General features: G+C 68.5%; 27 protein-coding genes. 14 read left to right on the forward strand and 13 right to left on the reverse strand.

Annotated features, from left to right (window positions below):
- Positions 1-22 precede the first annotated feature (22 nt).
- Entirely contained in the window at positions 23-457 is a 435-nt protein-coding gene (locus ACSQ9E_RS01615; protein ID WP_322596172.1) for a DUF1841 family protein, read from the reverse strand.
- A 242-nt stretch (positions 458-699) separates the two neighbouring features.
- On the opposite strand from ACSQ9E_RS01615, the gene ACSQ9E_RS01620 reads away from it, so the two are divergent.
- From ACSQ9E_RS01620 to ACSQ9E_RS01630, 3 genes are all read left to right on the forward strand, one after another.
- Positions 700-930 (forward strand): hypothetical protein, encoded by a 231-nt coding sequence (locus ACSQ9E_RS01620; protein WP_436216707.1) that lies wholly within the window; start codon positions 700-702, stop codon positions 928-930.
- Positions 931-1,097: 167 nt separating this feature from the next.
- Positions 1,098-1,349: a hypothetical protein gene (locus tag ACSQ9E_RS01625; RefSeq protein ID WP_436216708.1), complete on the forward strand. Its 252-nt coding sequence runs from the start codon at positions 1,098-1,100 to the stop codon at positions 1,347-1,349.
- Entirely contained in the window at positions 1,330-1,845 is a 516-nt protein-coding gene (locus tag ACSQ9E_RS01630) for a hypothetical protein (RefSeq protein ID WP_436216709.1), read from the forward strand. The genes ACSQ9E_RS01625 and ACSQ9E_RS01630 overlap by 20 nt, the downstream gene beginning before the upstream one ends.
- A gap of 53 nt (positions 1,846-1,898) precedes the next feature.
- Here ACSQ9E_RS01630 and ACSQ9E_RS01635 read toward each other — a convergent pair whose 3' ends face one another.
- Complete coding sequence (locus ACSQ9E_RS01635; protein WP_436216710.1) at positions 1,899-5,075, reverse strand: VIT domain-containing protein; 3,177 nt, start codon at positions 5,073-5,075, stop codon at positions 1,899-1,901.
- A gap of 109 nt (positions 5,076-5,184) precedes the next feature.
- Positions 5,185-5,985 carry an IclR family transcriptional regulator gene (locus ACSQ9E_RS01640; protein ID WP_436216711.1) on the reverse strand — a complete coding sequence of 267 codons (801 nt, stop codon included), beginning with the start codon at positions 5,983-5,985 and terminating at the stop codon, positions 5,185-5,187.
- A 122-nt stretch (positions 5,986-6,107) separates the two neighbouring features.
- Between ACSQ9E_RS01640 and ACSQ9E_RS01645 the strand changes: the two genes are divergently transcribed.
- The 6 genes from ACSQ9E_RS01645 (at position 6,108) to ACSQ9E_RS01670 (ending at position 11,563) form a co-directional block, all read left to right on the forward strand.
- Positions 6,108-6,809 (forward strand): 3-oxoacid CoA-transferase subunit A, encoded by a 702-nt coding sequence (locus ACSQ9E_RS01645; protein ID WP_436216712.1) that lies wholly within the window; start codon positions 6,108-6,110, stop codon positions 6,807-6,809.
- Between the two features lie 26 nt (positions 6,810-6,835).
- The gene (locus ACSQ9E_RS01650) at positions 6,836-7,489 is read left to right on the forward strand and encodes a 3-oxoacid CoA-transferase subunit B (RefSeq protein WP_436216713.1); all 654 of its coding nucleotides are present in this window, start codon (positions 6,836-6,838) and stop codon (positions 7,487-7,489) included.
- 46 nt (positions 7,490-7,535) lie between these two features.
- Positions 7,536-8,741, forward strand: a complete 1,206-nt coding sequence (gene pcaF / locus ACSQ9E_RS01655; RefSeq protein WP_436216714.1) for a 3-oxoadipyl-CoA thiolase — start codon at positions 7,536-7,538, stop codon at positions 8,739-8,741.
- Between the two features lie 16 nt (positions 8,742-8,757).
- Positions 8,758-9,558 (forward strand): 3-oxoadipate enol-lactonase, encoded by an 801-nt coding sequence (gene pcaD, locus ACSQ9E_RS01660; RefSeq protein ID WP_436216715.1) that lies wholly within the window; start codon positions 8,758-8,760, stop codon positions 9,556-9,558.
- A gap of 105 nt (positions 9,559-9,663) precedes the next feature.
- Entirely contained in the window at positions 9,664-10,392 is a 729-nt protein-coding gene (locus tag ACSQ9E_RS01665; protein WP_322596167.1) for an SDR family oxidoreductase, read from the forward strand.
- Positions 10,393-10,561: 169 nt separating this feature from the next.
- Positions 10,562-11,563 carry a Bug family tripartite tricarboxylate transporter substrate binding protein gene (locus tag ACSQ9E_RS01670; protein WP_436216716.1) on the forward strand — a complete coding sequence of 334 codons (1,002 nt, stop codon included), beginning with the start codon at positions 10,562-10,564 and terminating at the stop codon, positions 11,561-11,563.
- A gap of 67 nt (positions 11,564-11,630) precedes the next feature.
- Here ACSQ9E_RS01670 and ACSQ9E_RS01675 read toward each other — a convergent pair whose 3' ends face one another.
- Positions 11,631-12,242, reverse strand: coding sequence for a short chain dehydrogenase (locus tag ACSQ9E_RS01675; RefSeq protein ID WP_436216717.1), 612 nt, complete (start codon positions 12,240-12,242; stop codon positions 11,631-11,633).
- 121 nt (positions 12,243-12,363) lie between these two features.
- Here ACSQ9E_RS01675 and ACSQ9E_RS01680 point away from each other — a divergent pair, with 121 nt between their 5' ends.
- Positions 12,364-13,257, forward strand: a complete 894-nt coding sequence (locus ACSQ9E_RS01680; RefSeq protein WP_436216718.1) for a LysR family transcriptional regulator — start codon at positions 12,364-12,366, stop codon at positions 13,255-13,257.
- On the opposite strand, the gene ACSQ9E_RS01685 is transcribed toward ACSQ9E_RS01680, so the two are convergent.
- From ACSQ9E_RS01685 to kefC, 8 genes are all read right to left on the reverse strand, one after another.
- Positions 13,254-13,703 (reverse strand): surface-adhesin E family protein, encoded by a 450-nt coding sequence (locus ACSQ9E_RS01685; RefSeq protein ID WP_436216719.1) that lies wholly within the window; start codon positions 13,701-13,703, stop codon positions 13,254-13,256. The two genes, ACSQ9E_RS01680 and ACSQ9E_RS01685, sit on opposite strands and share 4 nt — an antisense overlap.
- Positions 13,704-14,092: 389 nt before the next feature.
- Positions 14,093-14,713 carry a Pr6Pr family membrane protein gene (locus ACSQ9E_RS01690; protein WP_436216720.1) on the reverse strand — a complete coding sequence of 207 codons (621 nt, stop codon included), beginning with the start codon at positions 14,711-14,713 and terminating at the stop codon, positions 14,093-14,095.
- Positions 14,714-14,759: 46 nt separating this feature from the next.
- Entirely contained in the window at positions 14,760-15,401 is a 642-nt protein-coding gene (locus tag ACSQ9E_RS01695) for a trimeric intracellular cation channel family protein (RefSeq protein WP_436216721.1), read from the reverse strand.
- A gap of 25 nt (positions 15,402-15,426) precedes the next feature.
- A complete protein-coding gene (locus tag ACSQ9E_RS01700; protein WP_428003597.1) occupies positions 15,427-15,786 on the reverse strand; it encodes a hypothetical protein in 360 nt (119 codons plus the stop codon).
- Entirely contained in the window at positions 15,783-16,622 is an 840-nt protein-coding gene (locus tag ACSQ9E_RS01705) for a hypothetical protein (RefSeq protein ID WP_436216722.1), read from the reverse strand. The genes ACSQ9E_RS01700 and ACSQ9E_RS01705 overlap by 4 nt, the downstream gene beginning before the upstream one ends.
- Entirely contained in the window at positions 16,619-17,752 is a 1,134-nt protein-coding gene (locus ACSQ9E_RS01710) for a PepSY-associated TM helix domain-containing protein (RefSeq protein WP_436216723.1), read from the reverse strand. The genes ACSQ9E_RS01705 and ACSQ9E_RS01710 overlap by 4 nt, the downstream gene beginning before the upstream one ends.
- 28 nt (positions 17,753-17,780) lie before the next feature.
- Positions 17,781-19,940, reverse strand: a complete 2,160-nt coding sequence (locus tag ACSQ9E_RS01715) for a TonB-dependent siderophore receptor (RefSeq protein WP_436216724.1) — start codon at positions 19,938-19,940, stop codon at positions 17,781-17,783.
- A gap of 254 nt (positions 19,941-20,194) precedes the next feature.
- Positions 20,195-22,069, reverse strand: a complete 1,875-nt coding sequence (gene kefC / locus ACSQ9E_RS01720) for a glutathione-regulated potassium-efflux system protein KefC (RefSeq protein WP_436216725.1) — start codon at positions 22,067-22,069, stop codon at positions 20,195-20,197.
- 177 nt (positions 22,070-22,246) lie between these two features.
- On the opposite strand from kefC, the gene ACSQ9E_RS01725 reads away from it, so the two are divergent.
- The 4 genes from ACSQ9E_RS01725 (at position 22,247) to ACSQ9E_RS01740 (ending at position 25,160) form a co-directional block, all read left to right on the forward strand.
- Positions 22,247-22,885, forward strand: coding sequence for a LysE family transporter (locus ACSQ9E_RS01725; RefSeq protein ID WP_428003601.1), 639 nt, complete (start codon positions 22,247-22,249; stop codon positions 22,883-22,885).
- 113 nt (positions 22,886-22,998) lie between these two features.
- Positions 22,999-23,616 (forward strand): ParA family protein, encoded by a 618-nt coding sequence (locus tag ACSQ9E_RS01730; RefSeq protein ID WP_057267936.1) that lies wholly within the window; start codon positions 22,999-23,001, stop codon positions 23,614-23,616.
- A 75-nt stretch (positions 23,617-23,691) separates the two neighbouring features.
- Entirely contained in the window at positions 23,692-24,156 is a 465-nt protein-coding gene (locus tag ACSQ9E_RS01735) for a MaoC family dehydratase (RefSeq protein ID WP_057202490.1), read from the forward strand.
- A 62-nt stretch (positions 24,157-24,218) separates the two neighbouring features.
- Complete coding sequence (locus ACSQ9E_RS01740; protein WP_057201830.1) at positions 24,219-25,160, forward strand: LysR family transcriptional regulator; 942 nt, start codon at positions 24,219-24,221, stop codon at positions 25,158-25,160.
- Here the strand turns inward: ACSQ9E_RS01740 and ACSQ9E_RS01745 are convergent.
- On the reverse strand, positions 25,148-25,666 hold the full coding sequence (locus ACSQ9E_RS01745; RefSeq protein WP_057201831.1) for a tRNA (cytidine(34)-2'-O)-methyltransferase: 519 nt from the start codon (positions 25,664-25,666) through the stop codon (positions 25,148-25,150). The two genes, ACSQ9E_RS01740 and ACSQ9E_RS01745, sit on opposite strands and share 13 nt — an antisense overlap.
- Between the last annotated feature and the right edge of the window lie 37 nt (positions 25,667-25,703).

Below are 25,703 nucleotides of genomic sequence, written 5' to 3' on the forward strand. Positions count from 1 at the left end.
TTTTTTGATGGGCGATTCAGTCTCAGTCTCGGGTGGCTCTGCGTTGCACGGCGGCGATGTAGGCATCGCCATCGGGCGGGCGGCCAGAGCGCTGGCTCTCCCACAGCATCTGGCCCAGGCACTCCATGGTGGCGTGGTGGGCATCGTGCAGCGAATCGAGGCGCTTGGCCAGCAGCTCCACCGCCTGGCGGATGCCGCGCGGCTGGTCGATGCTGCACTGCTCGCTGATCGACAGGTGCATCGACAGGTGCAGAAAGGGGTTGGTGCGGTCCGGCGTCTCGTCGTAGTTGCGGGCCACGGCGGCCTCGGCATCGGAGAAATCGGCGTGGTACTCGGGGTGCTCGGCGATCCACAGGCTGGCCAGCGTCTCGATGGCCTCCATGGGGGCGCCGCTCTGGGACTTGGCGTGCACGCCGCAGAGAAAGCGGCGCACGTCGGCTTGGGACGGGTTGAACATGATGGGGCAGCAGCGTAGCACGCACGGTGTGCCGGGGTGGGGCGCGGGGGTATGCGGCCCAGGGCGCCCGGCGCGGTATCGGTGTCCTGGCTGGCGAATTTGCTGCACAGGGCGGGGCGAATCTGTCCTACGCAGTTGCCCGGGGGGCGCACCTACATTTGAGCCGCAGGAGACACAGCTTGTCACCGCACGGTACATCCCAGAACAATTCAAGTCACCACCATCCATCAAAGGAAACTGCCATGAACAACAACGCAATGCGCATCATCGGAGCCCTGCTGCTCGTCGTCGGCCTGGCCGGCTTCTTCACCGGCGGCTTCAGCTTCACCAAGGAAACCACCCAGGCCAAGCTCGGCCCGCTGGAGCTCAAGGTGCAGGAGAAAGAGTCCGTCAACGTGCCCCAGTGGCTGAGCGTGGGCGCCATGGCGCTGGGCGCGGTGGTGCTGGTGCTGGGATTTCGGCGCCGTAGCTGAGGCGCGGCCCGCTCCCTTCGCTCGGCGCCATGCGTCCGCCAGCGGCGGGCGCATGGCTTTTTGTTGGCCACCCGCGTCCGGGCCCAGGTGGCGGGGGGCGAAAGGCCTCCGTGACCGCCACAATCGTTGCGTTGCGTTCAACGGGGTAGGGCATGGGCGATCTATATATGGAAATCATGATCTGGAAGGCTGTGGACAATGCGTCGGCTGTCCGGTATTCCTGCCTGCGTGATCTGAAAACTGGCCAATTTGCCGTTCAGAGCGCGGATTTTTTCCGGCGGCCCCTGGGGGTGAATCCGAACGAGGGGTTTGCAAGGCAATTTGCTGAACTCTTCATCGAAGTTCCGCCGCATGAACGCTGCACATGGTTCGACTCGCTGGAGGAGGCCATAGGGCAGCATGAGCGCGAGTTTTCATGAAGCACGGCTGATGGCGGGTGGACACGATTGCTGTCCAAAAAAAACAGTGAGGAGCACAGCGATGGGTGAGGGTGAAAAGGGATTGTCGTCCGACGAAAGCCAATACGCTTACAGCATCAGAGTCTGGGTCAACCAATCTCAGTTGCCAGTGGAAGAAATCAGTGCAGCCTTGGACAGGGCGCCTGACTATTCACGCGAGCTTGGCGAACTCGAAAAATATCCTGCCTCCATGTGGTGCTCCGTGACCTGGACAAAAGGGGAGAGGGACTTCTTTGGTGAGGTTCACGATGTGCTTGTGTGGTTGCAAGAGCGCAGTGCCTTTCTGGATCGCCTGAAGCTGGGTGGAGGCGAGTTGCATGTCGTTGCCCAGTTGCATGGGGGTGCCAACATTGGAAGCAGCATGCGGCCGGAAACTGCGTTGCTCGCAGCCCAGCTGGGTGTATTGATCGGTGTGGAGGTCTTTCCGAGACTATCCGGTGGTGAGGGACCGGGCTGAAAGCATGGAGTGCACTCAGCCCCCTGTGGCGCCAGCAGCGCCGTGCCTGCCCCTCACGGCCGCGGCCCGATCGTGAAACTCCCCACCGTCACCATATCCCCCTGGCCCGTCAGCCGCAGCACCACGTCCTCGTCCTTCTGCGCGGGGGTGCCGAAGCCGGTGCTCAGGCGCAGCATCAGCGTGGTGGCCGGGGCCACCACCTGCTGGCGGTGGCCGTAGAAGCGGGCGCGCACGGTGTAGGTGCCGGGCTTGGCATTTTTCAGTGAAAACTCCTCGGGGCCGTAGCCGCCGGTGAAGTCGGCCGACATGCGCCCGCCCTGGTAGGTGAGGCGGTGGGCGTAGTAGGCCTCTTCGCCATTGGGGTCCAGCACGTGCAGGTCGATGTCGGTGTTGTCTGCATCCCATGACAGCACGGCGCGCAGGTCCAGCGGCAGGTTGCGCAGCAGTCGCGGGTCCACGGCGCTGGTGTTCACCGGCTGGCCTGCGGCCTGGGCCTGCGCGGCGATGGCGTTGAGCTCGGCCAGCGCGATCAGCTCCACGCCGGGGAAGCGCCCGGCCCAGGGTTTGGCCACCACCTGCCACAGCTGGTCCACCGCCGCCTGGGGCTGCCCCGCCTTGGCCAGGGCCAGGCCCAGGTCGCGCCAGGACTGGGGCTCGTCGGGCGCCAGCGCCAGCACGCTGCGCAGCACGGGCAGGGCCACGGCGGTGTCGCCCGCCTGCAGCAGGCGGTAGGCCAGGATGCGCAGCACATGGCGGTTTTCCAGCTCCATCTCCGCCAGGTTCGACAGCACTCGGCGCGCGAGGGCACTATGGCCGCGCTCGTACAGCAGGTCGGCCACGTCGAGGAAGAAGGCCGTGCTGTTGGTGTGTGAGGGCCGCTCGTCGAGGTAGATGGCCTCCAGGTCGTGCACCAAGCTGGCCGCGCGCAGGCGGCGCAGGTAGGGCGCGTCGGGCTGCCAGGCGCGCAGCTGGATGGAGGCTGATGGTGGTGCGCCAGCAGACCGCGCAGGGGCTGCGGCCAGGGCGTCTGCACCGGGCGCGAAGGGCATTGCCTCTCGCCTCAGGCCGCGGGTGCCGGTGGGCGCGATCGGGCTGGTGCGCTGCTGGGCGAACTCCAGCTTGGGGAGCGCTGCAGGCGCAGGCGGTGGCGGTGCCGCCGACATGCCCACCGCACCTCCGCGCGCCTGCTCCTTCAGCTTGGGCGGCGCCTCGTCCTTGGGGAAGTCCTTGTCCCACCAGGCCAGCTTCTCGTCGAACTGGCGCGCGATGCGGTCCAGGTGCTGGGCGCGGGTGGCCGCCTCGCGGCTGGCAGTGTCGGTGCGCAGCTGGGCCCAGCGGGCACGCAGCGCAGGCGGTGGTTCGATGTCGTGGCGTGCATAGTCCTGCACGGTGTCCAGCACGATCAGCGAGGTCTCGCGGCCGGCGATGCGAAACGCCTGCCCCAGGCGGCGCACGGCGGCGCGCTGGCGCTCGCCCTCGGATTCGAGCCGCGCCATGCGCAGCGCGGCCCAGCGGTGGGCGGCCACGCCGGGGGTCGGGTCGGTGGTGGCGTCGGCTGCGGGCGCTGCGATGCGAAGCGTGCGGGTTTCGCTCTTGCCGCCGGGCTGCGGCCATTGCAGGGTGACCACCGCCTCGGGCCCGGTGAAGCGCCCGGCCAGTGCGATGCGGCCTTGCTCAGGCAGGGCCGAGGCCAGCTCCACATCCTCGGCCCCCTCGCTGGCGGCCACTTCCATGCGCGGCGCCTGCTGGGCCAGTGCGTCGAGCGCTTGGGTGGTGGACACGGCCAGCAGGTCCAGGTAGCCGCCGCCGCTGGCATCGGCCATGCGGCGCAGCCCGGCTGCGTTGCTGCCGGCGCTGGCGGTCACGGCATACGTCGGCACGGGTTGCGCGGGCAGGGCAGCGGCGTCGGGTCCGCTGCCCCAGTTGCCCAGCCCGTCGCTGAAGACCAGGGCCATCTGCACTCCATCGGGGGCGCGCAGCGCGGCGGCCTGGGTGGCGCCGTCGTAGGCCATGCCCTTGAGCCGGTCGCGCAGCGCAGTCCAGTTGCCGGCCTGCACGCTGAAGCGCTCCACCGGCCCGGCCACGTCGCGCACGGGCTGCAGCAGCACCTCCACCGTGCCCAGGCGGCGCAGCCAGCCGTCCAGCAGCGCAAGCTCGCGCGCATGGTCGCGGGCTGCGCCCGAGCCCGAGGCGTCCCACACCAGGCCCACGCGCTCGGGCCGTGCGCGCTCGGCGCTGCGCGCTGCTACGGGCACCTCGGCATAAAAGTAGCTGGCGCCCTCAAAGCGCTGCGTGGTCACCAGGGGCTGGGGCCTGGAGAACCAGGTGGATGCCTGCGCCGGCAGCTCCACGCGCAGCTCTTCGCCCCGGCTGTGCTGCGCGCCCACCAGTGCGATGTGCGTGTCGGCCCCCTCGGCGCGGGCCGGCATGCGCAGCGTGCCCAGTTGGGCCGACACGCCGCCCGGCGCCACGCCCGCCACGCGCACCGACACATCGAGCCGAGTGGCCGGCGCCTGCAGACCCACGGGCAGGCGCCACACGGGCGCGGCGGCGTTGGGCAGCACCTCGCTCAGCTCCAGCACGACGCGCCGGCTGCCCTGGGCGGGCAGTGGGTAGACGCGCAGGCGGTGGTGGTTGCCGCCCACCGATTCGAGCAGGGCCGGGTCCACGCGGGCGCGTGTGATGTCCTCGAAGACCTGGCGGCCCTTGGCTTTTTCCACAGGCACTGCGGGCCGCAGCTCGCCGTCGATGTCGAGCGCAAAGCCGGTCACGCTCTGCCCCTCGGCCAGCGGGAACTGCAGCTGTGCCTCCAGCTGGCGCCCATTGGGGTTGAACAGCTCCAGCTCGATGCGCGTGGCCGCCGTGCGCCCGACGATGGTGGCCTGCACGTCGAGGCGGCGTAGCTCGATGGGCGTGGCTGCTGCGGGTGTCTGCCAAGTGAGGACGCGTGGAAGCAGTCTCTGCGGTTGCGTCTGCGCCTGCGCGGCTTTCATTCTCGCCAGGACTTCCTGTGCGTGTACCTGTACCTGCGCCACCTCTGCCGGTGTCAGAGCTTGCGGCGTGGGCATCACTCGAAAGCGCTGCGGGGTCTGTGCGGGCGCCTGCGTTTGCTCCGGCTGGGCCTGGGTGGGTACAGCCAAGGGCAGCAGGGCCAGTGCGCACAGAATGCCGAGCAGCGGGCGCTGACAGGGGCGGCGGTGCGCGGGTGCAGGGGCAAGGTTCTTGGTCATGGTCATCGCGTGCTCTGGAGTGGGCAGAGCCGCACGATAGACGCAGGCCAACGCGCCGCACGCACCACGTCGCCCATGTGGCGCCGGTTTCCGTGACAAATCGGACGAATCAGGTCCGGGGTGCGCCCATCATTCTGGAAATCAATTTGGCCGCCTTGAGCAGCGCCGGCAGCATCGCCTCCTGCATCACCTCGGCACTGGTGCGGTTGGCTTGGCCGCTGATGTTGAGCGCGGCCACGGTCTGGCCGGTGCGGTTGGTGAGCGGCGCGGCAATCGAGATCAAGCCCTCCTCCAGCTCCTGGTTCACCAGGCACCAGCCCTGCTGGCGCGCCTGGCGGATGCGGGTGAGCAGGGTGGGCACATCGGTGGCGGTGTGCTCGGTCCAGCGCTGCAGGGGGTGGGCTTCGAGGCGCGCCTGCAGTTCGTCGTCGGGCAGGGCGGCCAGCAGCATGCGGCCCATCGATGTCCAGCATGCGGGCAGGCGCGAGCCCACGCCCAGGTTGGTGCGCATGATCTTGTGCGTGGGCACGCGCAGCACGTAGACGATGTCGAGGCCGTCGAGCACGGCGGCCGATGACGACTCGCGCACCTCTTCCACCAGGTCTTCCATCACCGGCTCGGCCAGGTTCCAGATGGGCAGCGACGACAGGTAGGCAAACCCCAGGTCCAGGATGCGCGGCGTGAGGCGGAACTGCCGGCCATCGGTCTCCACATAACCGAGTGTCTGCAGCGTGAGCAATATGCGGCGGGCCCCGGCGCGTGTGAGGCCGGTTTGCGCAGCCACCTCGCTCAGCGTCTGCTGCGGCGCGCTGGCGCTGAACGAGCGAATCACCTCCAGCCCACGCGCAAAGGATTGCACGTAGCTGTCGCTGGGCTTGGGGTCTTTGGCGGGCGCAATTTGGGTGTTCATGGACGGTGTGACTATAATTCTTTTAGCGAACATTTGTTCTTTAGGCGAACAAAATCAAGAAGAAGTTGCAGGTGTGAGACAAACCCGCCGCAGCTTCCCTCCATTCTCAGGAAAGCAGATCGATGATCAACAAGATTGCAGAGTCGGTGGCCCAGGCGCTGGCTGGCGTGAAGGACGGCGCCACGGTGCTGATCGGTGGCTTCGGCACGGCCGGCATCCCTGGCGAGCTGATCGATGGGCTCATCGCCCAGGGCGCGCGCGACCTCACCGTGGTCAACAACAACGCCGGCAATGCCGACCATGGGCTGGCCGCGTTGCTCAAGGCCGGCCAGGTGCGCAAGATCATCTGCAGCTTTCCGCGCCAGGTGGACAGCTACGTTTTTGACGAGCTGTACCGCAGCGGCAAGCTCGAACTCGAACTGGTCCCCCAGGGCAACCTGGCCGAGCGCCTGCGCGCCGCAGGGGCCGGCATCGGCGCCTTCTTCTGCCCCACGGCCCATGGCACCGAACTGGCCGCAGGCAAGGAGACGCGCGAGATCAATGGCAAGCACTACGTGTTGGAGTACCCCATCCACGGCGACGTGGCGCTGATCAAGGCCGAGAAGGGCGACCGCTGGGGCAACCTGACCTACCGCATGTCGGCACGCAACTTCGGGCCCGTGATGGCAACGGCGGCCAAGACCACCATCGCCACCGTGCACGAGGTGGTGGAGCTGGGCGCGCTGGACCCCGAGGCCATCGTCACGCCCGGAATCCACGTCACGCACGTGGTGCGCATCGACCGGGTTGCCACGCAAGCCGGCGGTATCAAGAAGACAGCCTGAACCCAGCGGACCGAGTGCACACCACCATGACCACCACCAGCTACCAAAAACGAAGCAAGGACGACCTGGCCCGCCGCGTGGCGCAGGACATCCACGACGGCGCCTACGTGAACCTGGGCATCGGCCAGCCGACCCTGGTCGCCAACCACATCCCCGCGGGCCGCGAGGTCATCCTGCAAAGCGAGAACGGCATCCTGGGCATGGGCCCGGCGCCGGCTGCAGGCGCGGAAGACTATGACCTCATCAACGCCGGCAAGCAGCCCGTGACCTTGCTGCCCGGCGGCGCGTATTTTCACCATGCCGACAGCTTTGCCATGATGCGCGGCGGCCACCTCGACATCTGTGTGCTGGGCGCCTTCCAGGTCTCGGCCACGGGCGACCTGGCCAACTGGAGCACGGGCGAGCCCGGCGCCATCCCCGCCGTGGGCGGCGCCATGGACCTGGCCATCGGCGCCAAGCAGACCTGGGTGATGATGGACCTGCTGACCAAGCAGGGCGCCAGCAAGGTGGTGGCGCAGTGCAGCTACCCGCTCACCGGTGTCGCCTGCGTCAAGCGCATCTACACCGATCTGTGCACACTGGCCTGCACGCCAGCGGGCCTGCAGGTCATCGACACGGTGGACGGGCTCACGCATGCCGAGCTCGAACGCCTGGTGGGCTTGCCCTTGCTCGCAGCCTGACCCCTTTTCAATAGACGCTTCACAACCATCCTCAGGAGACAAGACCATGAGCCAGCAAGCCTTCATCTGCGACGCGATTCGCACCCCCTTCGGCCGCTACGGCGGCGCGCTGTCCAGCGTGCGCACCGATGACCTGGGTGCCATCCCCCTCAAGGCGCTGATGGCGCGCAACCCCGGCGTGGACTGGGCGGCGGTGACCGACGTGCTGTACGGCTGCGCCAACCAGGCCGGCGAAGACAACCGCAACGTGGCGCACATGTCGAGCCTGCTGGCGGGCCTGCCCATCGAGGTGCCCGGCGCCACCATCAACCGCCTGTGCGGTTCGGGGCTGGACGCCGTGGGCTCGGCCGCGCGCGCCATCAAGGCCGGCGAGGCGGGCCTGATGATCGCCGGCGGCGTGGAGAGCATGAGCCGCGCCCCCTTCGTGATGCCCAAGGCCGAGACAGCCTTCAGCCGCAACAACGCGGTGTACGACACCACCATCGGCTGGCGCTTCATCAACAAGCTGATGAAGGAAAAGTACGGCGTGGATTCGATGCCCGAGACGGCCGAGAACGTGGCCACCGAGTTCGGCATCGAGCGCGAGGCGCAAGACCGCATGGCCCTGGCCAGCCAGCTCAACGCCGTGGCCGCGCAGAAGGCCGGCCACCTGGCGCGCGAGATTACGCCCGTCACCATCCCCCAGAAAAAGGGCGATGCCATCGTGGTCGACACCGACGAACATCCGCGCGAAACCAGCCTGGAAGCGCTGGCCAAGCTCAAGGGCGTGGTGCGGCCTGACGGCTCGGTGACCGCCGGCAACGCCAGCGGCGTGAACGACGGCGCCTGCGCCCTGCTGCTGGCCGATGAGGCCAGCGCCGGCAAGTACGGCCTCAAGCCCCGCGCCCGCGTGGTGGGCATGGCCACGGCCGGCGTGGCGCCGCGCATCATGGGCTTTGGCCCCACGCCCGCCACCCTGAAGGTGCTGGCGCAAACCGGCCTGACCATCGACCACATGGACGTGATCGAGCTCAACGAAGCCTTCGCCGCACAGGGCTTGGCGGTGCTGCGCGCCCTGGGTTTGAAGGACGACGATGCCCGTGTGAACGCCTGGGGCGGCGCCATTGCCCTGGGCCACCCGCTGGGTGCCAGCGGTGCGCGCCTGGTGACCACCGCCGTCAACCGCCTGCACGAGCACGCCGGCCAGTACGCGCTGTGCACCATGTGCATCGGCGTGGGCCAGGGCATCGCCATCATTCTCGAACGCGTCTGACCCCGGGAGCCAGGCCGTGCCCACGCCCACCCCTACCTTGTTGCAGACCCCCGCCGGGGCCTTTCGCGTCGCCATCGACGGCCCCGAGGGCGCGCCCGTGCTGGTGCTCTCCAACTCCCTGGGCACCACCCTGGAGATGTGGGACGCGCAGGCCGCGCGCCTTGCCACCAGCCACCGCGTGGTGCGCTACGACACGCGCGGCCACGGCGGCAGCGTGGTGCCGCCTGGCCCCTACCGCTTCGAGCAACTGGGCGGTGATGTGCTGGCCTTGCTCGACGCCCTGCAGGTCGAGCGCGCCAGCTTCTGCGGCATCTCCATGGGCGGCTTCACCGGCCTGTGGCTGGGCGTGCATGCCGGCCACCGGCTGAACCACCTGGTGGTGGCCAACAGCGCCGCCAAGATCGGCACCGAAGAGGGCTGGCGCGCCCGAGCCGCCCTGGTGCGCGAGAAGGGCGCCGCCGCCATGGCCGAGCTGGCCGCATCGTCGCCCGGCCGCTGGTTCACCGAGGCCTTTGTGGCTGCGCAGCCCGCGCTGGTGCGCCAGGCGCAGGGCTGGATCGCCGGCATCGCCCCCGAGGGCTATGCCGCCTGCTGCGAGGCCCTGGCCCGGGCTGACCTGCGCAGCAGCATCGCGCGCATCGCCGTGCCCACCCTGCTGATTGCCGGCGCGGCCGACCCCGTGACCACCGTGGCCGACGCCCAGGCCATGCAGGTCGCGATCCCCGGCGCGCAGCTGGTGCAGCTGCCGGCATCGCACCTGTCCAACCTGGAAGCCCCGGCCGAATTCGACGCCGCGCTGGCCGCCTTCGTGGCCTGAGCACCGGAACACGCCGCCCCCGCCACCGCGCCGAATGGCGCATGTGGCGCCCGCTGGCTGGGCGCAACCCTGGCCGCCCCTTGAATCTGTGAAGGAAGAATCCCCATGACCCACCCCAGCACCCAGCGCGAGCGCGTTCTCATCACCGGCGGTGGTGCCGGCATCGGCGCGGCCACGGCCGAGCGCTGCCGGGCCGACGGCTACGAGCCCGTGGTCATCGACCGCGTGGTCGACCACGTGCCCGGCGGCATACAGGCCGACCTGTCGAACACGGCCGACACGGCGCGCGCGCTGCAGCAGGCGCTGGCCGGCGGCCCCATCACGCGGCTGGTGAACAACGTGGGCGTGGTGGTGCCGGCCGATGCCGAGCACCAGACGCTGGACGAGTTCGATCTGGCCGTGGCGCTGAACCTGCGCTGCAGCCTGCAGTGCATGCAGGCCCTGCTGCCCGGCATGAAAGAGGCGGGGTTCGGGCGCATCGTCAACATGTCTTCGCGCGCCGCGCTGGGCAAGGAGCTGCGCACCGCGTACTCGGCCACCAAGGCCGGCCTGATCGGCATGACGCGCGTGTGGGCGCTGGAGCTGGGGCGCCACGGCGTCACGGCCAACGCCATCGGCCCCGGCCCCATCCGCACCGAGCTGTTCGACCGCGCCAACCCGCCCGACGCACCGCGCACGCGCGCCATCATCGAATCCGTGCCCGTCAAGCGCGTGGGCACGCCGGACGACGTGGCGCATGCCGTGTCCTATTTGCTCGACGCGCGCAGCGGCTTTGTGACCGGGCAAGTCCTCTATGTCTGTGGCGGCATGACCGTCGGCGTCGCTGGCGTCTGACGCAGATTTGCCTTCAACCGGCTAACGTCGTTGGGGAGCCTTGCCGTGCAACAGCACTGTCTGCGGCTCCCCGCCTAGTTATCCGGCTGAATGCAAATCTGCAGGGCGTGCTTTGTGAAGCCGCCATCCCTCTATCCCTTTTCCATGCAACCGTTGTTCTAGGAGACACATGAACCCCATCCGCTTTCCCTCCACCCGCCGCACCCTGCTGGCTGCACTGGCCACCGCCGCTGTCGGCGCTGCGATCCCTGCCGGCGCCCTGGCACAAGCCGCCTACCCCAGCAAGCCCGTGACCATCGTCGTGCCGTTTGCGGCGGGCGGCACCACCGACATCCTGGCGCGCATCATCGGCCAGGCCCTGACCAGCGAGCTGGGCCAGCCGGTCGTCGTGGACAACCGCGCAGGCGCGGGCGGCAACATCGGCGGCGCCCTGGCCGCCAAGGCCCCGGCCGACGGCTACACCCTGTTCATGGGCACGGTGGGCACCCACGCCATCAACGCCAGCCTGTACAAGAAGATGCCCTTCGACCCGGTCAAGGACTTTGCGCCCCTCACGCGCGTGGCCAACGTGCCCAACCTGCTGGTGGCCAACCCGGCCCAGCCCTACAAGAGCGTGAAGGAACTGATTGCCTACGCCAAGGCCAACCCCGGCAAGGTGAACTTCGGCTCGTCGGGCAACGGCAGCTCCATCCACCTGTCGGGCGAGCTGTTCAAGTCGCTGGCCAAGGTCGACATGGTGCACGTGCCCTACAAGGGCAGCGCCCCCGCTGTGACCGACCTGCTGGGCAACCAGATCGGCATCATGTTCGACAACATGCCCTCGGCCATCCAGCACGTGCGCTCGGGCAAGCTCGTGCCCATCGCCGTGACCACCGCCAAGCGCTCGCCCGAGCTGCCCAACGTGCCCACCATCGCCGAAGCCGGCGTGCCCGGCTACGAGGCCACCTCGTGGTTCGGCATGTTCGCCCCGGCCGGCACGCCCGCGCCGGTGCTCGCCAAGCTCAACACCGCCCTGGTCAAGGTGCTCAACCAGGCCGAGGTGAAGAAGAAGATCAACGAGCAAGGCGCCGAGACGTATAGCGAAACGCCCGAGCAGTTCGCCGCCTTCATCAAGACGGAGAGTGTGAAGTGGGGCAAGGTCGTTCAGGAGTCGGGCGCTAGCCTCGACTGATCGACAAAAAGCCCTCGCTGGCAGGGGCCGGCCAGCGGGGCTTTGCACACATCATGTTCTCAGCCTCTCAGTGCACGCGGTACACCCGCGCGGTCTGCCCGCCTTCCACGCTGCGCTGGTAGGCCAGGGCGGCGCGCACGGCGGGCACGGTTTCGAAGCCCGGGAAGAAGGGGCCGTAGCTGCCCACCGATTCGGTCAGGATGGTGGGGCTCACGGCGTTGATGCGCAGCCCGCGCGGCAGCTCGATGGCGGCAGCCGCCACGAAGCCGTCGATGGCGGCGTTCACCGCCGTGGCGTTGGCCCCGTTGCGGATGGGCTCGATCCCCACGATGCCACTGGTCAGCGTGATCGAGCCGCCATCGTTCAGGTAATGCTGGCCCAGCAGCGCCAGCTGCACCTGGCCCAGCAGCTTGTCCTGCAGTCCCAGGTTGAACTGCGCGGGCGTCATCTCGGCCAGCGGGCCGAAGTGCAGGTTGCCGGCGGTGCTGACGATGGCATCCACCTTGCCGACCGCCTTGAACAAGGCCGCCACCGATCCTGATTGCGAGAAGTCCGCACGGTGCGTGCCGCTGGTGCGGCCCACGGTGATGACCTCGTGGCGTGCCGAAAGATTGACCAGAACGGCCTGGCCGATGGTGCCGCTGGCTCCGATGAGAAGAACCTTGCTGGTGGAGGACATGGCTTGTTCCTTTTGCGGGTGTTACCCGAAAGCGTTGAAGAAGCCTGGATTGTTTTGTGAATCAATCAGCGCATAAAGTACAGTGAAGTTCTTCTTGAACTAACCCAGGGTTTGCAATCGCATGGACAAGCTGCGCAACATGGAGATCATGGTGGCCGTGGTCGAAGCCGGCAGCTTTGCAGGCGCCGCGCGCCAACTCGACATTTCGGCCGTGATGGTGGGCAAGCACATCCGCCAGCTGGAGGAGCACCTGGCTGCGCGCCTGTTTCAGCGCAGCACGCGCCAGAACAGCCTGACCGAGGTGGGCGCCGCGTTCTACGAGGACTGCAGGCGCGTGCTCGAGCAGGTGCGCTGGGCCGAATCGGCGGTGGAGCGCAACCGCGCCGTGCCCCAGGGCCTGCTGCGCGTGAGCGCACCCTTCACGCTGGGCAACCAGGTGATCGCGCCGCTGGTGGCTGATTTTCTGCTCGCCCACCCGCAGGTGCGTGTGGAGCTGCAACTGACCGACAGCGTGGTCGACATGGCGGGCGAGGGCTTCGACGCCGCCGTGCGCATCGGCGCCATTGCCGACGAGGGCCTGGTGGCCCGGCCACTCAAGCCCTACCGCATGGTGATCGCCGCCACGCCCGGTTATCTGGCGCGCCACGGCCACCCCGAGCGCGTGGCCGACCTGGCGCAGCACCAGTGCCTGAGCCATTCGGTCTGGCAGCGGCGCGTGGAGTGGACGCTGTACGACGATGGCGGCAAGGCCTTCCAGTGGCCGGAACTGGCGCGCTTCACCTGCAACCAGGGCGACGGCCTGCGCCAGGCCGCGCTGCGCGGCCTGGGCCTCATCATGCAGCCCGAGGTGCTGCTGGCCGAAGAGATCCGCGAGGGGCGGCTGGTGCCCGTGCTCACCCGCTGCGTGCCGGCAGCGCGCCCGGTGCATCTCGTCTATGCGCCAGACCGGCGCCAGTTACCCAAGCTGGCGCGCTTCATCGAGTTCATGGTGCGGGCGATGGGGGAGCCTGGCTAGAGATTGCGCACCTTGCACGCCGCCGAAATCATGCGCCGCGACCATTCGCCCGACATGTCCTTGAACAGCACCGGCGCCTCGCCTTCCTTGTACTCCTCGCGGCCGACGATGGGGCCGCCCCACTCGGGCTGCGCGTAGTACGAGAGCCACAGGTACCAGGCCTTGCGGGTGGGGCAGTCCACTACCACCTTGGCGTAATAGGAGCGGTATTTCTGCCCGCGGAACGAGGTGCGCTGCTGGTCGCGCGAGACGCGCAGGTCGAGCACCACGCGCTGGTCCACCCCGATGGGCTCGGGCAGGATCTCGATCAGGTTCTTGCCCGCCTCGGCGCGGTCACCGCTCAGCGTGAACCAGCCATCCGATGAAACGGGCCGTTGCTGCGGTTGCGCTGGTGGTTGCTGGCCCCCAACCAGGGCTGCGATACATAGAACAACGGCGCAGAGCATGGGAGGCTTGGGGGTGTCCAGGGACGGGTGGTGGCAATCGGAAAATCATTATCACTGAGGCTGGTGCTCAGTTTCTACCTGTTACAACAGGGCGCGCGCCGGGCCGTGGCGGGCCCACCCGTTCAGGTGATGCGCCAATCCGATGTTTCTGCCAACAGCCAATCAACTGTAGTTGTTGGGCACGTCCGAGGCAAAGGGTTTGATCAAACGCCCTACCGTAATGTCCGCCGAGACCACCATCCGGCTGCAGGGGCTGGCGTTCGGGGCGTGCATCCTGGTGGTGCCGGGGATGATGGCAGTGTCGTGACGGGCCATTGCGGATTTTGATCGCTGTCGGGCACTCAACTTCGCAGAGATGGGGTTTTGGACAGGATTCGACCTGTCCCACACTACGTTTGTACTCTTTCACGCCGGCGTGCCCAGGCCAGCAGCGCCCACCCTGCGACCACGACGACGACCGCGATTCCCACTGCATACACCGCCACGCCGCCGTACCCGCCCACCTTTGCTGGATTCAGGAAGGGGTAGGGATACCACCCAACGGCAGCGCCGCGCACCATTGAATACGCGAGGTACAAGCCCGCAAACGCCACCACCCAGCGCAGCGGCCGTACGCCCACGGCCGGGCGCGGCGGCCACAGCAGCCAGTCAAGCAGCACCACGACGGGCATCACATGGTGCAGCACCGAGTTCACCCAAGGCCTCAGCGCGCCCAGATCCACGTCGCGCAGCAGCAGCGCGAACACCACGCCGACCACCAGCATGCAGGTTGCGGCCACGGCGCGCAGCGATTCGAAAGCGGCCGAGGGCCGCGCGTGCATCCATTGGCGGCATGCACCAGCGATCAAGACGCCAGCGGCCAACAGGTTCGACAGGTTGGTGAAGTAGCTGAAGAAGTTGAGCGCGCTGTAGCCCAGCCCCACATGCAGCCAAAGTTGCCAGCCGATGGCGGCGAGTGCGAGCAGGGAGAAGGCCAGGCGGAGGACGGCGGTGGGGGGCGTTGGGGTCATGGTGGATCGTCGTTGATGGCGATGGAGCTGCCGCGTGGCCGGAGCATCACACCCGCCACGCCGGCAGCTCCCAATTGCGCCACAGCGCCAGGCCGCGCAGCCCGGCGGTGGCCACCACGCAGGCCAGCAGCGGTGCCCAGCCCGGCGCATCCAGCTGGCGCAGGGCCACGTCGATCCAGCCGCCGGCAAACGCGCACAGGGCGTAGGGCCGGTGGTCGCTGAAGGCCTGGGGCACCTCGTTGCACAGCACGTCGCGCAGCACGCCGCCGAAGACGCCGGTGGTCACGCCCATCATCACGGCGATGATGGGCGGCATGCCCACGGCGGTGGCGGTGTCGATGCCCACGGCGGCAAACAGGCCCAGGCCGATGGCGTCGGGCAGCAGCATGGCGCGCTCGGTGGGCTGAAAATGCCGCTGGCGCATGAACAGCATGGCGCACACGCACAGCGCCAGCAGCCCCCAGATGAAGCCGGTGTGGCGTATCCAGAAGAAGGGCCGTTGGTCCAGCAGTAGGTCACGCAGCGTGCCGCCGCCGAACGCCGCGACAAAGGCCACCACGCACACGCCCACCACGTCCATGCGCTTGCGCGCCGCAGCGATCACGCCCGACAGCGCGAAGGCGATGGTCGCCGCCACTTCGAGAAAAAAGCGCAGCGTCTGAATCCAGGGGGCGTCGAGCAGGTCCATGGCGGCGATTGTGCCGCGCGACCTGTCACCAGGCCAGTGCGTGAATAAGCAGGCCCAGTACGCAGCCAGCCCAGCCCACCGCGCCAATGCGGCGCGCCCAGCGCAGGCTGCCCTCTGGCCACTGGTTCATGGCCAGCACCAGGCCCCAGCCCAGCACCATCCACGATGCCAGCGCAATCGCCACACCGGCCGCCAGGCCGGCAGCCATGGTTGCGGCCGCGCACTGCAGCGCCAGCGTGGCCAGCGCCAGGCCCCAGGCGCGGCGCTGCGTGGGCGCGCCGGCGGGGGCATCGCCCCAGGCCCGCGTGGGCATGGCCTGCGCCCAGTGCACCAGGGCCAGCAGGCAGGCGGCGGCCGCGCAGGCCAGGGCCAGGGTGTCGGTCATGCCGCAGGCTCCGCGCGCTGCGCAGGCTCGGTGCCGGGCGCCGATGCTGCGCGGTGGCGCGATTGGCGATGCATGCGGTGCAGCACCGCGATGCCCATGGCCAGGCACAGGGCCGCAGCCCCGCCCCACACTGCCATGCCCGATCGCCAGGCCAGCCCCGCCAGGGCCGCTGCGGCCAGCGCTGCCAGCACCGCTGCGGCGCGCGGCCACCAGGCCTGCAGCGTGGCGGCCGGCAGCACCAGGAAGAAGGCCACCAGCAGGCCCAGCATGCCGGCCGAGCGCGCCGGCTCGGCCGCCACGATGTGCGCGATGCGAAACGACTCGATGGCCAGCAGGCCCGCCAGCCAGAAAGAAAGGGTCTGCGTGGAGGGCATGGCGGGCCAGCGCCATCCCCCGCGCGCGGCGCGGCGCGGTGGGTGGTTGCCGTTGTCGCGGCGGCGATTCGCCTGCACCCGCGCCGGGCCGATGAAGGCGGCCAGCCCCGCCAGCACGGCGCCCAGCGTTACCAGGCTGACCAGCATGGGCCACTGCAGCGGCGTGCCCAACACCAGGCCCGCCGCGCCGGCCAGCGCCAGCAGCACGCCGGCCGCGCCCAGCGACACACGCCACAGCGCTATGTGGCGCAGCGCCCAGGCTGCCAGCAGCGAGGCGGCGAGCCAGGTGGCGATCAGCGTCCACACGGCCCATACCGGGCGCTGCGCCAGCGGCGGCAGGCCGGCCGGGGGCCACAAGTGCACGAGCACGGCCACCAGCACCGCAGCGGGCAAGGTGGCGTGCAGCGCCAGGAACCAGCGCGCCATGAAGGAGGCGGAAGGGCCTGTGGCAAGTTTTGTCATGCCTGCAGCCCCGGCGGAACGCCCGCCTGTTGCTGCGCCTCGCGCCGCCGCTGCTGGCGCGAGTCCAGCCAGATCAGCGTGCCCGAGATGGACAAAAACGCCGGCGTCATGCCCAGGATGAAGTAGAGCCACTTCAATGCCAGCCCACCGAAGTCGCCGAAGTGCAGCGGCTCCATGAGCCCGTTGACCAGCGACCAGAAGCCGGCCGTGCGCGGGTCCAGCGCCTTTTTGGGCTCACCCGTGGTGGCGTTCATGTCCACCCTGGCCGTGCTGGCCAGGTGGCCAGACAGGGTGCCGGTGAAACTGGCCTCTGCCGCCGTGGTGCCCCAGCGGCGCAGCGACACATAGCGTGCCTGAAGCCCCGGCACGGCCTGTTGCGCGCTGCGGTACAGGGTGTCGAGGGACTGCATTGCCGCGGGCTCGGCGGCCGGTGGTGGCTTGCGCGCGGCGCTGGCGGCTGGCGCGCCCGCCATCACGTATTTGTATCCCTGCTCGAACAGCGGCGCCAACCCCAGCCAGGCCCCCGTGGCCGCGATCAGGACGTGAAAGCCCAGCCCCCAGATGCCGGCGGACTTGTGCAGGTCCGACATCACCACGCGAAAGCTGCGGCCCCAGCGCTGGGTGAACAGCTCAGCCAATATCTTGCGGTGGATCACGATGCCCGTGCCGATCAGCACCAGCATGGCCGCGCCGAGAAAGCCCACGATCCAGCGCGGCCCGAAGAACAGAGACACGTGCAGCATGCGCAGGTACTGGCCGAGCTGGCTGTCCACCGGGCCCATCACGGCGCCCGTGTCCGAGCGCAGGGCCACCTTGGTGCGCTGGCTGGCGGGGGCGCCGCGCTCGCGCACATGGGCGAAGTAGCTGGGGTTGGTTGCGTCGGGCAACGCGATGGTCTCCACCGTGGCGCCCGGGTAGTGCGCCTGCAACTGCGCCAGCACGGTGGCCAGCGGCGCGGGCGGCTCGGTGCGCGGCAACCCCGCCAGCGACGGGTTGGCCCACAGGTCGATCTCGTTCTTGAACACCACCACCGCGCCCGAGAAGCAGACGATGAACATCAACAGCCCCGTGACGATGCCCGCCCACGAGTGCAGGACGAACAGGCGGTTCAGCGTGCGCTGGCTGGTCATGGTGGTGGCTGGCAGTGCAAAGGCCAGGTCAGAAGAAGTACGTCAGCCCCAGGCTGAAGTTGCGCGGTAGCGCGGGCGAGACCACGTTGGCGTTGATCGCGCCGTCGTAGTACGCCTTGTTGAACAGGTTCTTCACCCCGGCGGTCAGGCGGTAGTTCTCGCCCGCGTAGCTGATGGAGGCATCGGCCACCACGTACGAGGGCAGCGTGAACGGGTACGAGCCGATCTGCTCGCTCACATAGCGCCCGCCCAGGCCCAGCGTGACGCGCTGGTACTGCGGCAGCTTGTAGGTGGCCCAGGCCGTGAGCGTGTGGCGCGGCGTGAGGTTGAGCGGCAGGCCCACGATGGCGGCGTTGTTGTCGCGCGTGACCTTGGTCTGCGTATAGGTGTAGGCGCTGGTCAGCTTCCAGCCGTTCTTCATGTCGGCGCCCAGCTCCACCTCCAGGCCGCGCGCCCGCTGCTGGCCGGTCTGCACGCTGAAGCCGGTGTTTACCGGGTCGGCCGTGGTCACGTTCTCGCGCACCAGGTCGAACAGGGCCAGTGCACCCGTGAGCTGGCCGCCCGGGGCCTCGTACTTCAGGCCGGCTTCCCACTGCTTGCCGGTCTCGGGCACAAAGGGCGTGCCGTTGAACGCCAGGCCCGAGGTCGGCAAAAAGGACTCGCCGTAGCTGCCGTAAGCGGCCCAGCCGGGTGTGAACTCGTACACCAGGCCGGCCGACAGCGTGGTGGCACTGTCCTTTTGCTGCGTCTGCACGCGCGTGACGCGGTTGTCGATGTCGTTGGTGGACCAGTCGCGGCGCAGGCCCACCAGGGCCGTCCAGCCCTGGCCGAACTTGATCTGGTCCTGCGCATACAGGCCCGCCACCGTGAGCTTGCCGGGCGCGTCGCTGGTCAGCGCCGCAGGGCAGTTGGCCTGCACGCCGTAGGCCGGCGCGAACAGGTCCAGCGCGGCAATGGAGCAGGTGCGGCTGGCCAGCAGGCTGTGGCCGCTGCGCACATCCAGGCCCGTGACCAACTGGTGCTTTGCGCCCAGTGCCTCGAAGCGCGTGAGCAGCGAGGTGTCGGTGGCCAGCAGGTCATAGTCCATGTACTGGCGCGAGGCGCTGCGGTTCTGCAGCCGCTGGTTGGCCTGCAGCGCCTGGTTCGAGACGAAGTTGCCCGTGCCCTTCTCGGTCTCGTAGCGCACGTTCTGGCGGAACGTCATCGTCGGCGAGACCTGGTGCTCCAGCGCGTAGCCCAGCGTGGTGCTCTCCACGTCGTACACGCCAAACGCGGGCTCGCCGGTGAACAGCGTGCGTGACAGTGTGCCGTTGCGGTTGGGCAGCAGCGTGCCATAGGGTGTGATGCCCTGCTGGCGCATCCACTCGCTGCGGCTGTAGGTGGCGAAGAGCACCAAGTCGGTCTGCGCCCCCAGGTCGATGGAGAGGGACGGCGCGAACCAGCGGTCCTTGCGGTAGATGAACTGCGTCGGGTCGTCGGCATCCGTCACCTGCGCATTGATGCGCAGCGCTGTCTTGCCCGATTCGGACAGCGGCCGGTTCACGTCGGCCTGCAGCGTGCGCTGGCCGAAGCTGCCCACCTCGATGCCCACCTCGTTCAGCGGCTCCTTGCGCGGGCGCTTGCTCACGGCGTTGACGATGCCGCCCGGCTGCACCTGGCCATACAGCACCGAGGCCGAGCCCTTGAGCACCTCGAAGCGCTCGTAGCCATAGGGCTGCAGCTTGGCCCACATGCCGGGGCTCTGCACCAGGCCGTCGACCAGGATCGATTCGGTGGAGCGAAAGCCGCGGATGTTGAGGTCGTCAAAGCCCCGGCGCCCGAAGTTCACAGGGCTCACCCCCGCCACCGTCTGCAGCGCCTGCTGCACGTTGGTGATCTGGCGCGACTCCATCTGCTCGCGCGTCACCACACTGACGGACTGCGGGGTTTCCAACCGCCGCATGGGCGCCTTGCCGGCCGTCTGGGCCTCCACAGGCGCAAAGCCCATGTCCTTTTCGGTGCTGGCGTTGATGCGCACTTCCTGCAGCTGGGGCGCAGTGGTGGCCGGGGCATCGGCGGCAGCTTGTGCAAAGGCGGACTGCGCCAGGCACAGGGCCAGCGGGGTCAGGGCGAACAGGCCGGCGGTGCGGGCGGGCGAAAGGGCAGGCGTGCGCAGGCGCAGCGCAGCGCGTTGGGGCAGGGGGTGCATGGAAAGAGTCCGAGACAGTAGGAGCAGCGGGCGCTGGCGGGCATCCTGACGGGACACTTGGCTTGCGTGAGGGTATGGATTGTAATGCGAATGAATCTTGTTTGCGAAGATTTGCAAAGACGGTTGGGTTCGTCCTCTCGCGTACTGCTTTCAGTGTGTCGGCCGGGGCTCGCTGGATTTCATCGGCCCATTTCGGCGGGACCCATTCCATCCCTGCAAGTGCCGATCCACCGCGGCGTCTTTGGTCGCTTGTCTCAGCGCTCTTCACCGCCCGCAGGGGCGTTGGTGTCTGGCCCCGCATACCCGGGGTATGCCCCGTCCTCCCCCGCCGCCGCAGCCTCCTGCCGCTCCCGCGCCATCTGCTCTGCCAACTGGCTGCGCCCTTCGCGCGCTACGGCGATCATCTTGGCGCGGTCGCGGTGGTGCGGGTACATGCGGTCGGACAGGGCGATGTTGTGTTCCCTGAAGCGCCGGGTCATCTCATGGGCCTCTTCTGGTGGCAGGCCCATGAGTTCGAGCACCGTGCGGGCGCTGTGCATGCTCGATTCGAACAGCTCGCGCTGCACCAGGGTCACGCCGGCGTCGCGCAGATTGTTCCAGTGCGTGAGGTCGCGCGCGCGGGCCACCACCTGCAGGTGCGGGAAGTGCTTGCGCGCCAGCACGGCGATCTTGACGGACTGCTCGGGGTCGTCCACGGCGATCACCAGGATGCGCGCCTGCCCGGCACCCGCGATGCGCAGCAGGTCGAGCCGGGTGGCGTCGCCGTAGTGCACCCGGTAGCCGAAGGTGCGCGCCACCTCCAGCATTTCCACGCTGTGGTCGAGCACGGTGGTGCGTATGCCCTGCATCAGCATCACGCGCGCCACGATCTGGCCGTAGCGGCCGAAGCCTGCGATCACGATGGGCGCCTCCTGCGGCTCCGAGATCTCGTCGGCCTCGGGCGCCTTGACGTGCGCATAGCGGCGCAGCAGCACGCGGTCCAGCACCACCAGCAGCAAGGGGCTCAGCAGCATCGACAGCGCCACCGCACCGATGAGCAGCGAGGCGGTTTCGGCGGGGAACACCTGGGCGCCGGCGGCGGCCTGGAACACCACGAAGGCGAACTCGCCGCCCTGTGCCAGCAGCAACGTGAACACGGGGCGCTCCTGGTAGGGGATGTTCACCGCGCGCGCCAGCGCATAGATCACCACCGCCTTGCAGGCCAGAAAGCCGAAGAGGATGCCCGCCATGAGCCAGGGTGAGCGCATGAGCACGCCGAAGTCGATGCTCATGCCCACGGCAATGAAGAACAGGCCCAGCAGCAGGCCCTTGAAGGGCTCGATGTCGGCCTCCAGCTCGCGCCGGTACTCGCTGTCGGCCAGCAGCACGCCGGCCAGAAAGGCGCCGAGCGCCATCGACAGCCCGACCATCACCATCAGCATGGCGATGCCCACCACCAGCAGCAGCGCGGCGGCGGTGAAGACCTCGGGCGTCTTGCTCTTGGCGATCCAGCGCAGCACGGGCCGCAGCAGCAGGCGCCCGCCGAGGATGATGGCGGCGATCACGCCGACGATCTTGGCCACCTCCAGCGCCACCTCGCCCGGCGAGTGGCTGGTGCCCGCGCCGGCTGCGGCGCCCAGCAGCGGCAGCAGCGCCAGAATGGGGATGGCCGCCACGTCCTGGAACAGCAAAATCGAAAAGCCTGCCTGCCCGCTGCTGGTGCGCATCAGGTTGCGCTCGGCCAGGCTTTGCAGGGCGATGGCCGTGGACGACAGTGCCAGCCCCAGCGCCCCGACCAGGCCCACGCGCCAGGGCAGGCCCACCAGGCTGGCCAGCACGAAGAGCACCGCCGCGCAGCCCAGCACCTGGGCGCTGCCCATGCCGAAGATGGGGCGGCGCAGCGCCCACAGCCGGCTGGGCTGCAACTCCAGCCCGACGAGAAAGAGCATCAGCACCACGCCGAACTCGGCGAAATGCAATATGTCCTGCACATTGCTCACCAAGGCCAGGCCCCAGGGCCCGATGGCGATGCCGGCCGCCAGGTAGCCGATGATGGCGCCCAGGCCCAGGGCCTTGGCGATGGGCACGGCCAATACGGCGGCCGTGAGGTACAGAAAGCCGTAGGTGAGCCAGGTGGGTGCGTGTTCCATGGGGGCAGGTCGGGCCGGGGGTGGTCTGTTGTGTTGGGGATGTGTGTTCCCTCGGCGTGTACATTTTGGCATCGCTGCGCTTTGCTCTGTTTTTGGTAGCGCAATAGGCCGACATGCTGTGCGGGCCGACCATGGTTGATAAGATACGCGCCCTTGCTTTTGTGTGGTGGTTGCTCCATGGATTTCCAGACCTGGTTGGCTTTTTTCGCGGCCTCGTGCCTGATTGCGGTGTCCCCCGGTTCGGGCGCGGTGCTGTCGATGAGCCATGGCCTGTCGTTCGGCGTGCGCAAGACGGGCGCCACCATCCTCGGGCTGCAACTGGGCCTGCTGCTGATCCTGCTGGTGGCGGGGGCGGGCGTGGGCTCGCTGCTGCTGGCGTCCGAGCTGGCCTTCAGCGTGGTCAAGGTGCTGGGCGCCGGCTACCTGATCTATGTGGGCTTTTGCCAGTGGCGCTCGGGCGATGCCTCGCCGCTGCAGGGCGACGACGAGGTGCCTGCGGGCACATGGCAAAAGCGCTGCCTCACCGGCTTTCTGACCAATGCCACCAACCCCAAGGGCATCATCTTCATGGTGGCCGTGCTGCCGCAGTTCATGACCGACACGCGCCCGCTGTGGACGCAGCTGCTGGTGATGGCCGCCACCACGGTGGCCGTGGACGTGACCGTGATGCACGGCTACGCCGCCGGCGCCAGCGCCATGCGCCGCCTGATGCGCAGCGCCCGGGCCCTGCGTGTGCAGAATCGGGTCTTCGGCGGGCTGTTGATGGCCGTGGGCGCCGGGCTCTTCTTCGTCAAGCGCGGCGGCCAGCACGCATGACGGGCTTGCGTCTTGCTATCGATTGGGTAGCATGACCGGGCGAGTCGGAGCCAGCGCCTGCCTTTGTCTTTCCAGCCGATTTCATTGCCAGACCCAACGCAAGGAGTTTCGTGATGCCAGTGATCGTCGTTGCCAACCCGAAGGGGGGCGTGGGCAAGTCCACGCTGTCGACCAATGTGGCGGGCTACTACGCCAGCCACGGCCACCCCGTGCTGTTGGGCGATACCGACCGCCAGCAATCCGCGCGCCTGTGGCTGGGCCTGCGCCCGCCGGCAGCGCGGCCCATCGGCGTGTGGGACGTCAACTCCGACGTGATCAGCAAGCCGCCCAAGGGCACGACGCATGCGGTGCTCGACACCTCGGCCGGCCTGCACGGCTGGCGCCTGAACGACGTGCTCAAGGTGGCCGACAAGATCATCGTGCCGCTGCAGCCCAGCGTGTTCGACATCTTCGCCACGCGCGAATTTCTGGACCAGTTGGCCGAGCACAAGCGCTCCGCCGGGGTACAGGTGGGCATTGTGGGCATGCGCGTGGATGCGCGCACACGTGCCGCCGACCAACTGCACCAGTTCGTGGACAACCTGGGGTTTCCGGTGCTGGGCTACCTGCGCGACACGCAGAACTACATCCACCTGGCGGCGCACGGGCTCACGCTGTTCGACGTGGCACCGGGCCGCGTGGCGCGCGACCTGGAGCAGTGGCAGGGTATCTGCGAGTGGCTCGACGCATGAGCGCTGCTCGCCTGAGGGTTATTACCTGTCACCCGGCCGACAAGGCGGGCTGTGGCGCAGCGCTACATTGGTGCCATGAAAATCTTCCGCTCCTACTCCGAAGTCAGCGCCTGCGTGGGCCAGGAGGTCGCCGTGACCGACTGGATCACCATCACGCAGGAACAGGTCAACCTGTTCGCCGAGGCTACTGGCGACCACCAGTGGATCCATGTGGATCCCGAGCGTGCCAAGGCCGGGCCCTTCGGCGCGCCGATTGCGCATGGCTTTCTCACGCTGTCGCTGATTCCGCGCTTCTTCGAGTCGGGCATTGCCATCGAGGGCGCGCGCATGGGCGTCAACTATGGCCTGAACAAGGTGCGGTTCACCTCGCCGGTGCCGGTGGGCAGCCGCGTGCGGGCACGCCTGACCCTGCAGGCCGCAGAGCCGCTGGCGCCGGACGGCATGCAGATGACCTGGCTGGTGACCGTGGAGCGCGAGGGTGGCGACAAGCCCGTGTGCGTGGCCGAGTCGCTGGCCCGCAACTACGGCGCCAAGCCTTGAGGGCAGGGCGCCCGGCGCCCTTTCACCCGGCGCTCTTTCACATTTGGCAGGAGGGCTGAACGATGGACCGCCTGCAAGCCATGAAAGTCTTCGACCGCGTGGTCGACGAGGGCGGCTTTGCCGCCGCCGCCCGCGCGCTCGACATGTCGCCCCCCGTGGTCACGCGCATGGTGGCCGAGCTGGAGCAGCACCTGGGCACGCGGCTGCTGCAGCGCACCACGCGCAAGGTGGCGCTCACCGATGCCGGCGAGGTCTACCTGCAGCGGGTGCGCAGCATCCTCAACGAGATCGACGATGCCGAGGCCGAGGCCGTGGCCAGCACGCGCGACCTGCGCGGCACCATCCGCATCGTGGCGCCGCCGGTGCTCACCACCAACTTCCTCGCGCCGCTGACGGCGCTGTGGCATGCGCGCTACCCCAAGTTGATGCTGGACATCAGCGTGGATTCGCTGGCCCTGCGCCGCATCGACGAGTTCGACGTGACCATCATGGTGGCGGGCGAGGACTTCGATGCCAACATCGTGGCCCGCGCTCTCCTGCATGGCGAGGCCATCGTCGTGGCGTCGCCCGAGTACCTGGCGCGCAAGGGCGTGCCCCAGGTGCCGATGGACCTGCTGCAGCACGAGTACCTGCGCGATACGGGCGCACCCGCACGCTCGGAAATGGGCGGCGGGCGCAAGCTGCGCCTGTACCCGGCCACGGGCGATGCGCCCTCGCAGGAGGTGGATGCGCCGCCGGTACTGCAGTCGGACAGCAATGGCGTGCTGCTGCGCGCGGCCATCGATGGCGCGGGCGTGGCGGTCACCGCGCGCCTGTTGATCGAGGAGCAATTGGCCAGCGGCGAGCTGGTGCATGTGCTGCCCGAGTGGATCGTTTCGCGCTACACGGTGTATGCCGCGCTGCCCTCGGGTCGCATGCTGCCCGCGCGCACCAAAGTGTTCCTGGACTTCATGTCCGAGCAGGGGCCCCAGGCCATTGCGGACCAAAGGTATCACCCCGGCTGAAGCTGCGCCAGTTCGCTTGGAGAGGGGGCGGCTACAGCGCCAGCGGCGCCGAAGCTGTTCTGGCGCCAGGCCTCGAATACCGACACCGCCACCGCGTTCGACAGGTTCAGGCTGCGCTGCCCGGCGATCATGGGCAGGCGCAGCCGCTGGGCGGGAGGGAAGGTCTCGCGCAGTTCGGGCGGCAGGCCGCGCGTCTCGGCGCCGAACACCAGCCAGTCGCCTGGCAGAAAGCAGTTGTCGAACAGGTCCTGCGATCCATGCGTGGTCATGGCGAACATGCGCGCCGGGTCGGGCTGCGCATCGCGCAGGAAGGCCGTCCAGCCCGCATGGCGCAGCACGGCCGTGTACTCGTGGTAGTCCAGGCCGGCGCGGCGCATCAGCCGGTCTTCCATGGAAAAGCCCAGCGGCTCGATGAGGTGCAGGGTGCACCCCGTGTTGGCCGCCAGCCGGATCACATTGCCGGTGTTGGGCGGAATCTCGGGCTCGACCAGGACGATATGGAACATGGGCGGTATTTTGCTGCGAACCTGGTCCTTTGCGGCC

It is taken from the genome of Acidovorax sp. LjRoot118 (assembly GCF_964253575.1).
GTDB lineage: Bacteria > Pseudomonadota > Gammaproteobacteria > Burkholderiales > Burkholderiaceae_C > Acidovorax.